The organism is uncultured Plantibacter sp., from assembly GCF_963518075.1.
Taxonomy (GTDB): Bacteria; Actinomycetota; Actinomycetes; order Actinomycetales; family Microbacteriaceae; genus Plantibacter; species Plantibacter flavus_A.
This window is the reverse complement of record NZ_CAUQHZ010000020.1, coordinates 24,896-35,665: the sequence shown is the minus strand read 5'-3', so window position 1 is coordinate 35,665 and position 10,770 is coordinate 24,896. Positions and strand designations below refer to the sequence as shown.

The 10,770-nt window shown below is 69.4% G+C and carries 8 protein-coding genes; 2 read left to right on the top strand and 6 right to left on the bottom strand.

Annotation, left to right across the window (positions count from 1 at the left end):
- Nucleotides 1–12 precede the first annotated feature (12 nt).
- Nucleotides 13–1,464, bottom strand: coding sequence for an NCS2 family permease (locus tag RWN05_RS16940; RefSeq protein WP_314140429.1), 1,452 nt, complete (start codon nucleotides 1,462–1,464; stop codon nucleotides 13–15).
- 135 nt (nucleotides 1,465–1,599) lie between these two features.
- On the opposite strand from RWN05_RS16940, the gene RWN05_RS16935 reads away from it, so the two are divergent.
- Nucleotides 1,600–2,877, top strand: a complete 1,278-nt coding sequence (locus tag RWN05_RS16935; RefSeq protein WP_064294484.1) for a uracil-xanthine permease family protein — start codon at nucleotides 1,600–1,602, stop codon at nucleotides 2,875–2,877.
- Between the two features lie 219 nt (nucleotides 2,878–3,096).
- Here RWN05_RS16935 and RWN05_RS16930 read toward each other — a convergent pair whose 3' ends face one another.
- The 4 genes from RWN05_RS16930 to RWN05_RS16915 form a co-directional block, all read right to left on the bottom strand.
- Nucleotides 3,097–3,432 (bottom strand): peptidase, encoded by a 336-nt coding sequence (locus tag RWN05_RS16930; RefSeq protein ID WP_079002713.1) that lies wholly within the window; start codon nucleotides 3,430–3,432, stop codon nucleotides 3,097–3,099.
- Entirely contained in the window at nucleotides 3,429–4,607 is a 1,179-nt protein-coding gene (locus RWN05_RS16925; protein ID WP_064294486.1) for an inorganic phosphate transporter, read from the bottom strand. The genes RWN05_RS16930 and RWN05_RS16925 overlap by 4 nt, the downstream gene beginning before the upstream one ends.
- A gap of 144 nt (nucleotides 4,608–4,751) precedes the next feature.
- On the bottom strand, nucleotides 4,752–6,596 hold the full coding sequence (locus RWN05_RS16920) for a DUF2207 domain-containing protein (protein WP_167620470.1): 1,845 nt from the start codon (nucleotides 6,594–6,596) through the stop codon (nucleotides 4,752–4,754).
- A 53-nt stretch (nucleotides 6,597–6,649) separates the two neighbouring features.
- A complete protein-coding gene (locus RWN05_RS16915; RefSeq protein ID WP_314140425.1) occupies nucleotides 6,650–7,489 on the bottom strand; it encodes an aldo/keto reductase in 840 nt (279 codons plus the stop codon).
- 76 nt (nucleotides 7,490–7,565) lie between these two features.
- Between RWN05_RS16915 and RWN05_RS16910 the strand changes: the two genes are divergently transcribed.
- Nucleotides 7,566–9,668: a S9 family peptidase gene (locus RWN05_RS16910; RefSeq protein ID WP_314140423.1), complete on the top strand. Its 2,103-nt coding sequence runs from the start codon at nucleotides 7,566–7,568 to the stop codon at nucleotides 9,666–9,668.
- A gap of 60 nt (nucleotides 9,669–9,728) precedes the next feature.
- Here the strand turns inward: RWN05_RS16910 and RWN05_RS16905 are convergent, their stop codons facing one another.
- Nucleotides 9,729–10,757, bottom strand: a complete 1,029-nt coding sequence (locus tag RWN05_RS16905) for a 6-phosphofructokinase (protein WP_064294489.1) — start codon at nucleotides 10,755–10,757, stop codon at nucleotides 9,729–9,731.
- Nucleotides 10,758–10,770: the final 13 nt, after the last annotated feature.

Sequence of the window (10,770 nt, the reverse complement as noted above, 5' to 3'; positions counted from 1 at the left end):
CCGACGGTCCGGTCAGGACGCGACGCCGAGGAGCTGCTCGATGGGTCCGCGGGCGAAGAAGACGAGGAACCCGGCTGCGACGACCCATAGCAGCGGGCTGATCTCGCGCGCGTTCCCGGACAGGGAGCGGAGCACGACCCAGGCGATGAAGCCGGCGCCGATGCCGTTGGCGATCGAGTACGTCAGCGGCATGACGACGACCGTCAGGAACACCGGGAGCGCGACCGAGAACTCGGTCCAGACGATGTCCTTGATCTGCGACATCATGAGCGTCCCGACGATGACGAGCGCGGCGGCGGCGACCTCGGAGGGCACGATCTGCGTGAGCGGCGTGAAGAACATGGCGAGCAGGAACAGCGCGCCGGTCACGAGGTTCGCGAGGCCGGTCCGTGCCCCTTCGCCGATGCCCGCGCCGGATTCGATGAAGACGGTCGAGGAGGAGGACGAGGTCGCGCCACCGGCGACCGCGCCGACACCCTCGACGATGAGCGCCGAGCGGAGTCGCGGGAAGTCGCCCTTGGCGTCCGCCACACCGGCCTCCTTCGAGAGCCCGGTCATCGTGCCCATGGCGTCGAAGAAGTTCGTGAACACGAGGGTGAACACGAGCATGAGCGCGGCGAGGACGCCGATGCGCTCGAAGCCGCCGAAGCTCACCTGGCCGAGCAGGCTGAGGTCGGGGACCCCGACGACCTGGGTGGGCAGGGTCGGGACGCTCAGGTTCCAGCCACCGGCGTTCTCCCCGCCGTTCGAGGCACCGACCTTGAAGATCGCCTCGGCGATGATGGCGATGATCGTGGAGGCGACGATGCCGATGAGCAGGGCACCCTTGATCTTGCGCGCGACGAGCACGCCCGTGAGCAGCAGGGAGATCACGAAGACGGCGGTCGGCACCGTGGCGACCGAGCCCTCGATCCCGAGGCCGACCGGCGGCGAACCGGCGCCCGTCGACCGGACGAAACCGGCGTCGACGAACCCGATGAACGCGATGAAGAGACCGATGCCCACGGTGATCGCGATCTTCAGCTGGATGGGCACCGCGTTGAAGATCATGGCGCGAAGGCCGGTCGCCGCGAGGAGGACGATGATCAGACCGTTGATGACGACGAGCCCCATCGCCTCGGCCCAGGTGACCTGACCGACGACGCTCACGGCGAGGAAGGAGTTGATGCCGAGACCCGCCGCGAAGGCGAACGGCAGGCGTGCGACGAGTCCGAAGAGGATCGTCATGACACCGGCGGTCAGCGCGGTCACGGCCGCGACCTGGGCGAAGCCGAGTTCGCCACCGGTGACGTCGGCCGAGCCGCTCAGGATGATCGGGTTGAGGATGACGATGTAGGCCATCGCGACGAAGGTCACGAGGCCGCCGCGCACCTCGCCTCCGACGGTCGAGCCGCGCTTGCTGATCTCGAAGAAACCGTCGAGACGCTCTCGGAACGAGCGCGGAGCGGTGGGCGTCGTGGTCACTGGACCTCCTGGGTCTGCATCGAAGCAACCAGCGTACCGGCACGGCGGACCGCCCCGCGACGACCGGGATGCGAGGGTGCCGCTACGATCGGCTGGACCCCTTAACCAGCACCCTCCTCACGGAATCGAGCTCACATGGCGCTGCCCTGGACTCTGCACGGCGACGGCAAGCACGTCCCGACCCACGCGATCGTCGGCCCCGGTGAACGGCTCACCTGGCCGCGGACCATCGGCCTCGGCATGCAGCACGTCGTCGCGATGTTCGGTGCCACGTTCCTCGTCCCGGTGCTGACCGGGTTCCCGCCCACCACGACGCTGTTCTTCTCGGGCGTCGGCACTCTCCTGTTCCTCGTCATCACCAAGAACCGCGTGCCGAGCTACCTGGGCTCGTCGTTCGCCTTCATCGCCCCCATCTCCGCCGCAGTCGCAAGCCAGGGCATGGGCAGCGCCCTCTTCGGCATCCTCGCGGTGGGCCTCCTCCTGGCGCTCGTCGGCGTCGTCGTGCAGGTCACGGGAACCGGGTGGATCGATGCGCTCATGCCGCCGGTCGTCGCCGGTGCCATCGTCGCGCTCATCGGGTTCAACCTCGCCCCCGCCGCGAAGAACAACTTCGTGGCGGCTCCGATCACCGCCCTCGTGACGCTCGCGGCCGTCATCCTCTCGACCGTGGTGTTCCGAGGGATCCTCGGCCGTCTGTCGATCGTCATCGGTGTCGTGGTCGGGTACATCGTCGCGGCGATCCGCCAGGAGATCGACTTCTCGAAGATCGCGGACGCCGCATGGGTCGGCCTCCCCGAGTTCCACCTCGCGGACAACCCGATCTCGAACCCGGCGGTCTGGGCGGTCCTCCCGGCGTTCCTCCCCGTCGTGCTCGTCCTCATCGCCGAGAACGTCGGCCACATCCGGGGTGTCGCACAGATGACCGACGCCTCCGTGAACAAGCAGACCGGTCGCGCACTCCTGTCCGACGGCCTGGCGACGATGCTGGCCGGCTTCGGCGGCGGTTCGGGCACGACGACCTACGGCGAGAACATCGGCGTCATGGCGGCGACACGGGTCTACTCCACGGCGGCCTACTGGGTCGCCGGTCTGTTCGCGGTCCTCCTCGGACTCTCCCCCAAGGTCGGTGCGGTCATCAACACCATTCCGGCGGGCGTCCTCGGCGGCGTCACGACGGCCCTGTACGGACTCATCGGCATCATCGGCGTGAAGATCTGGCTCGACAACAAGGTCGACTTCTCGAAGCCCGTCAACCAGTTCACCGCGGCGACGGCCCTCATCATCGGCATCGCCGACTTCACCTGGGTGGCTGGTGGTGACGTCAGCTTCAACGGGATCGCGCTCGGCACCATCGCCGCGATCGTCATCTACCACGTGATGACGACCATCGGTCGGTGGCGGAAGACCGCCTGACCCGTCCGGTGCGGGTGCGTCAGCGCGGTGCGCTGGCGCCAGCGCGGGTCGTACGCGTGAGCGCGGGTCTCTGGAGCCCCGCGCTCACGTGTGTGACCAGCGGTCACGCCGGGTAGGTGCGTTTCACGCCAGCGCACCGCGCCGGCGCACCCACACGCATCGGGCCCGGACCGGTGGCCCGCGCTCGCGTCAGCGCGGTGCGCTGGCGAACCCCAGGGGTCAGCCCTGGTGGAAGAAGGGCACGATCAGGTAGATGCCGAAGAGGACCGCCCCCGCACATAGGGCGAAGCAGACGTAGGCACCGGCGCGGGCCAGGTTCTGCTGGGCTGGGGTCAACGGGTTCTTCCGAGCGGCCTTCGCAGCGCGCTTCGCCGCCTTCGCGGCCTCCTCCGGCGTGATGACCGTGATCGCGTCGGTGAACTCGGCCGGCGCCACCACGGGCACGCGCCCGGCGGTGGTCAGGAGCCGGAGCCCGAGGGAGTACAGGCTGACGATCGCGGTCGCGCCGACGAGCGACGTCGCGAAGACGATCAGGAATGCTGCCCAGTCGATCACTTCTTCACCTTCTTGGGCTTGGGGTTGCGCTTGATCTTGACCGCGCGACCGGAATCGGCGACCTCACTGACGACGTTGCTGTGGTCGACCTGGTTCCGGCGCGAGATGAGGAAGATGGTGAGGATGACGCCGACCCCCACCACGGCGTCGATGATGATGCCGACGAGACCGAGGTGGGCGACGGCGGCGGCGAGTGCCCCGACGATGCCGGCCGCGGGAAGGGTCATCAACCAACCGAGGGCGATCCGCCCGGCGGTCCCCCAGCGGACCTTCGATCCGCGTCGCCCGAGGCCGGAGCCGATGACGGACCCGGAGGCGACCTGCGTGGTGGAGAGGGCGAAGCCGAGGTGGCTCGAGGCGAGGATCGTGGCGGCGGTGCTCGTCTCGGCCGCGAAGCCCTGTGCCGGCTTGACGTCGGTGAGCCCGGTGCCGATGGTCTTGATGATCCGCCAGCCGCCCATGTAGGTGCCGAGCGCGATGGCGAGGGCGCAGACGACGATGACCCAGAGTTCGGGGCCGGTGCCGACCGCCTGCACGCCGACCGCGATGAAGGTGAGGGTGATGACGCCCATGGTCTTCTGTGCGTCGTTCGTGCCGTGCGCGAGGGCGACGAGGGACGAGGAGAAGATCTGCGCGTATCGGAACCCGTCGCGACCGTCGGGCTTGCCGTCGTAGCGCCGCGTGATCCGGTAGGCGAGCTTCGTCGCCGAATAGGCGACCACGCCGGCCGTGACGGGGGCGATCAACGCCGGGAGGATGACCTTGGAGAGGACCACACCGAAGTCGATCGAGCCGAAGCCGGCGCCGACGATCGCCGCGCCGATGAGTCCACCGAACAGGGCGTGACTGGAGGACGACGGCAGACCGAGGAGCCAGGTCAGCATGTTCCAGACGATCGCGCCGATGAGTCCGGCGAAGATCAGCTCCGGTCCGATCCGGATGCCGCCCTCGCCCTCCCGGATGAGCCCGCCCGAGATGGTCTTCGCGACCTCTGTGGACAAGAACGCACCGACGAGGTTGAGGATCGCGGCGAGCAGGACGGCGGTCTTCGGCTTGAGGGCGCCCGTGGCGATCGGGGTCGCCATGGCGTTCGCCGTGTCGTGGAACCCGTTCGTGAAGTCGAAGAACAGTGCCAGTGCGATGACCAGCACGACAGTCAGGGTAACGAGTTCCACTGGTGTCTTTCTCGAGGCGGAGCGAATACGGACACAGTGCTCCCCGACGAGATGTTTGGGGGGAATTCACGTGCTGGATACGGGCGGTTCACCCGCCGTACACGATCCTTACACCCTGCCCGGTCGAGGTCAACTCGACGCCGATCAGCGCCCGCCGCCGCCTCCGCCGCCTCCGCCGCCGCCCGCGAAGCCGCCGCCCGTCGAGCCGCCGGACGAGCTCGCTCCCCCACTGGTGGACCAGGACGCCGACGTACTCGAGGCCGATCCGGAGAAGCCGGAGAACGCGTTCGCGAACATCGCCGCCTGAAACGGGGTGTTCGAGGCGTACCAGGACGGCGCGCTCCCGGCCTGCTCGTAGCGGATGCCCAGCTCCTTCGCCCACTCGCGCTCCACGCCCCAGAGCACGGCGAAGGGCAGGAGCCGTTCGGTGACCCGGACGAGCTGGCCGGGGTCGCCGAGGTCCATCCGTTCGGCACCGTCGGGGCTCTGCAACATGCGGAAGCGGTCCTGCTCCGCCAGCGCGAGGTAGTCGCGGAGGCCGAGCAACTCGTCCCGCGCATCGGCACCGGTGGCGGTGAGCGGTTTCGGCGCGATGGCCAACACGATCCCGGCGAGCAGCGCGATCCCGGTCACGAAGAGCGCGGCGACCGACCAGCCGTTGTCCGCTCGCTGGGAGTAGGCGACCCCGAAGAAGACGATCCCGGCGACGCCCAGAAGGGCGAGCGCCCCCACGATGATCCACGCCCGCCCGGAGGAGACCGAGCGTCGGAGGCCGAGGTCGAGGGCGTTCCGCTTGGCGGCCGCGAGTTCCGCGGTGACCGCCTTGCCGAGCGCCGGGTCGACCTGCTTCATCTCCCGCGGTCGGTTCCGGTCGGGGAAGAGCGCGGCGAGCACGCGCCGCTCCTGCTCATCCGTGTCGCTGTCGTCGAGGTACTGCAGGGAGTAGTCCTTCTTGCCCGGTCCGTCCACGATCCGGAGCTTGCCGCGGACGGCGAGGCTGACGATCTCGGCTGCCATCGACGAGGAGGCGCGTCCGGCGAGGTCGCCCGCCAGCAGGAGGTTCATCTGCTTCGGGACGGAGTACTGCGGCACGATGACGCCACGACCGGGGTGGTCACGCCAGAAGCGCAGTCGGATCCACAGGAGTGCTCCGAGCCCCGCGGCCGACAGCGCGCCGAGGACGATCGGGACGATGGAGAAGACCGGTGCCTCGCCGGGGCGGGGCGGTTGGACGAAGGTGCCCGGTTCGAACCCGATCGCGACCGTCAGCGTCTGGCGGGCCTGCAGCGGGACGGAGGCGGTCGTGAAGACGTCGCCATCGGCGTCCTCCGCCTGGGAGAGGTCGCACGGCGAGCTGTCGTCCGGATCCCCGCGGTAGCAGGCGCCGTCACCGGTGAGCGCGTCAGCGATGTCGGGGGCGACCCGCACCGTCATGCTGGCGTCGGCGAACGGCTGGTCCCAACCGGTCCCTGGCGCGTCCCAGTAGAACTCGTCGGAGCGTGTGTCGCGATAGGCGCCGACGACGCCGCGCTGCGTGTAGGTGATCACGTAGCTCTGCGTGCCGCGCACGTAGTCGTCCGTTCCGAGCGACAGCTCGAGGAAGTCGCCGTCGCGGTCGGTCTCCCACTCCACGGGCGCACCGTCGGCGTCGGTCACCGAGACGATCTCCGTGTGCAGCGGTGCCCGGTCGAACTCGTCGGGGATCGCTCGGATGATGCCCTTGTTCTGGTCGGACTGGGGGAACTCCGCGACGAAGGTCTCGACCGCGCGCAGCTCGGCCTGACCGTCGCCGCCACGGCTCAGGGTGTAGTCGCCGTCGAAGGACGAGAAGGTGAAGTCGGACACGTCGGTCCGAGCGTCGGCCGCGGCGGGCGGCGTGCTCGCGAGGGTCGCGACGAGCGGTGCACCCACCGCCAGGGCGAGGGCGACGAGGAGAACCCGCGACGCGTGGGCACGGACCGGGGACAGGCGACGACGTCTGGGCTTCACCCGGCCAAGTCTAGGAGGGGTGCCGGCGGGCGCGCGGACGCGCCCGCCGGGACTCACATCTCCTCGTGGGTGTTGGGGTCTCCGTCGAAGAGCCTGCCGTCGGTCCGCCCGAGTGCGGTGATCGCCTGCACCTCGGTGTCGCTGAGTGCGAAGTCGAAGACGTCGATGTTCGTGCGCTGGCGTTCCGGGGACGCGGACTTCGGGATGGGGAGCACGCCGCGCTGGTGGTGCCAGCGGAGGACGACCTGCGCCGGCGAGACGTCGTGCGCCGCGGCGGCCGCTGCGACGGGCTCCTCGGCGAACGGTGCCTGCGCCTTGCCGAGCGGGCTCCAGGCCTCGGTCAGGACACCGTGTTCGCGGTGGAACGCGAGGAGTTCCTCCTGGGGGAAGTACGGGTGCAACTCGACCTGGTTGACGGCCGGCAGCACACCCGTCTCGTCGGCGAGGCGGGTCAGGAACTCCTCGGTGAAGTTCGACACGCCGATGCTGCGGACGAGGCCCTCGCGCTGCAGCTGGATCATGGCCTTCCACGACTCGACGTAGCGGCCGACGGAGGGGTTCGGCCAGTGGATGAGGTACAGGTCGATGTGGTCGAGGCCGAGCGAGGCCAGGGATCCGCGGCACGAGGTGATGGTCTCCTCGAAACCGTGGTCGCGGCCGGGCAGCTTCGTCGCGACGACGAGTTCGTCGCGGGACACGTCGGTCTCGCGGACCGCTGCGCCGACGGCGTCCTCGTTGCGGTAGTTGACGGCGGTGTCGATCAGTCGATAGCCCGCATCGATGGCGGACAGCGTGGCGTCGGTGCCCTCGCGGCCCCGCAGGGGGTACGTGCCGAAACCGATCGCGGGGACGCTCGAACCGTCGTTGAGCGCGAATGTTGGGATGGTCGTCATCACCCCACGCTAGACCCGGCGGCCCTCGGATGGCTCCGAGCGGGCTGGGAGGGCGCGCCTCGACTAGCGTTGGACCATGGCGAAGCTCTCTGCCCCCCGTGCCCAGACCCGACCGACCGAACGCACCCACCACGGCGACACCGTGGTCGACCCGTACGAGTGGCTCCGCGAGAAGGAGTCGCCTGAGGTGATCGCGCACCTGGAGGCGGAGAACGCCTACACCGAACAGGAGACGGCGCATCTGGCCGGACTGCGCGAGCGCATCTTCCAGGAGATCAAGCGTCGCACGCTCGAGACCGACCTCTCGGTCCCGACCCGGTCCGGTGCATGGTGGTACTACGGCCGCAGTGTCGAAGGCCGCCAGTACGGCATCCAGTGCCGCATCCCGGTCGCCGACCCGGAGGACTGGACGCCGCCGACCCTGCCCGAGGGCGGCGCGGCCCCCGGCGAGGAGATCATCCTCGACGCCAACGTCGAGGCGGAGGGCCACGAGTTCTTCTCCCTCGGCAGCTTCGACGTGTCGGACGACGGCACGCGACTGCTCTACGGCGTCGACGTCGAAGGCGACGAGCGGTACACCGTCCGTGTCCGGGACCTCGCGAGTGGCGTCGACCTCGACGACGAGCTCCTCGGGACCGCGGGCGGGGCGGAGTTCTCCCCCGACGGCACCGCCATCGTCTACACGACGGTCGACGAGAGCTGGCGCCCCGACACCGTGCACCTGCACCGGGTGGGGACGTCCCAGGACGACGACACGGTCCTCTTCCACGAGCCCGACGAGCGGTTCTGGGTCGGCGCCGGATTCACCCGCAGCCGCGCGCTGCTCCTGATCGAGGCGGGCTCCTCGGTCACGAGCGAGACCCGACTCGTCCCCGCCGACGCACTGTCCGAGGAGGCACGGATCGTCTGGCCGCGGACCGACGGCGTCGAGTACAGCGTCGAACACCGGGTGGCCGACGGCGCAGACCGGTTGCTCATCCTGCACAACCGGGACGCGCCGGACTTCGAGCTCGTGGAGGTGCCGCTGTCGGATCCGCTCGGCACGGCGCGGGTCGTCGTCGCGCACAGCAGCGAGCGCCGGCTCGAGGACGTCGAGGCGTTCGAAGCCGTGACCACCGTCTCCTACCGGCGCGACGGCCTGACCCGCATCGGCCTGCTCGATCCGACGAGTGGCGACATCGACGAGATCGCCTTCGACGAACCGCTGTCCACCGTCGGCTGGCACGGCAACGGTGAATGGGCTCAATCGATGCTCCGGTTCGGATACGGGTCCCTCGTGACGCCGTCCACCGTGCTCGAACTCGACCTCCGGTCCGGCGAACGCTTCGTGCGCAAGCAGCAGCCGGTCCTCGGCGATTACGACCCGGCGGATTACGAGCAGTTCCGGGAGTGGGCGACGGCGGTGGACGGGACCCGGGTACCGATCTCCATCGTGCGCCGGGTCGGTGTCGAGGGGCCCGGGCCGCTCCACCTCTACGGGTACGGCTCGTACGAGGCCAGCATGGACCCGTCCTTCTCGATCGCGAGACTGTCGATGCTCGACCGCGGCGTGACCTTCGCGATCGCCCATGTGCGCGGCGGCGGTGAACTCGGGCGCCACTGGTACGAGGACGGCAAGAAGCTCCACAAGCAGAACAGCTTCAGCGACTTCGTCGACGTGGCCGACCACCTCATCCGCGAGGGCTGGACGACGCCGGCCCGCCTCGTCGCCGAGGGCGGCAGCGCAGGCGGCCTCCTCATGGGCGCCGTGGCGAACCGTGCTCCCGACCGCTTCGCGGGCATCCTCGCCGGCGTCCCGTTCGTCGACGCGCTGACGAGCATCCTCGACCCGTCGCTCCCCCTCACGGTCATCGAATGGGACGAGTGGGGCGATCCGCTCCACGACCCCGAGGTCTACGCGTACATGAAGGCCTACAGTCCCTACGAGAACGTCGACCCGGAGAAGCGCTACCCGCGCATCCTCGCGACGACGAGTCTCAACGACACGCGCGTCCTGTACGTGGAACCCGCGAAGTGGGTGGCCCGCCTGCGGGACGCCGGAGCGCCGGCACTGATGAAGATCGAGATGAGCGCCGGGCACGGTGGGGTGAGCGGTCGGTACAACGCGTGGCGCGAGCGCGCCGAGGAGCTCGCCTGGCTGCTCGACGTGCTCGGACTCACGGACACCGATCCGGCCTGATCCGAAGCGACGACGCCCCTGCTCCGTCCGGGGCAGGGGCGTCGTCGGTGCGGCGGGTGTCTAGCCGAAGAGGATCGCCGCTTCGTCGTAGCGCTCCTGCGGCACGGTCTTCAGCTTGCCGAGCGCCTCTTCGAAGCGGCAGTTGACGAGTTCGGTGCCTCGGAGGGCGATCATCGTGCCCCAATCGCCGGCCATGACGGAGTCGATGGCGGCCATGCCGAGACGGGTGGCGAGCACGCGGTCGTAGGCGCTCGGGACGCCACCGCGCTGCAGGTGGCCGAGCACGGTCGCGCGCGACTCGATGCCCGTCCGGCGCTCGATCTCGGGTGCCAGCACGTCGGCGATGCCACCGAGACGGGGACGGTTGAACGCGTCGAGTCCTTTCTCGGAGTGCGCGGTCTCCATGGTGTCGAGCGTGAACCCCTCGGACACGACGATGATCGGGGCTCGACCGCGCTGGTAGACGCTGTCCGCCCACTCGCAGATCTGCTCGATCGACTGCGGCTGTTCCGGGATGAGGATGGCGTGGGCACCCGCCGCCATGCCGGCGTGCAGGGCGATCCAGCCGACGTGCCGGCCCATGACCTCGATGACCATGCACCGCTTGTGCGATTCACCGGTCGTCCGGAGGCGGTCGATGGCCTCGGTCGCGATCTCGACGGCGGTGTCGAAGCCGAAGGAGTAGTCGGTGGCGTCGAGGTCGTTGTCGATCGTCTTGGGGACGCCGACGATCTTGAGGCCGGCGTCGGTCAGACGCTTCGCCGCGGCGAGCGTGCCCTCGCCGCCGATGGCGATGAGCGCGTCGATGCCGAGCCGGTCCATGGTGTGCTGGACGTTCTCCGGGCCGCCGTGGGGTCCTTCGAACGGGTTGGTCCGGCTCGTGCCGAGGATGGTGCCACCCTGCTTGGCGAGACCGCGCACACTGTGGCGGTCGAGCGGCATCGTCAGGCCCTCGACGACTCCTCGCCACCCGTCGCGGATGCCGATGAACTCCTGGTTGTGGATCTTCGTCCCCTTGAGGACCGCTCCTCGGATGACCGCGTTCAGGCCGGGGCAGTCGCCGCCGCTCGTGAGCACACCAATTCTCATATCAACAGTCCTC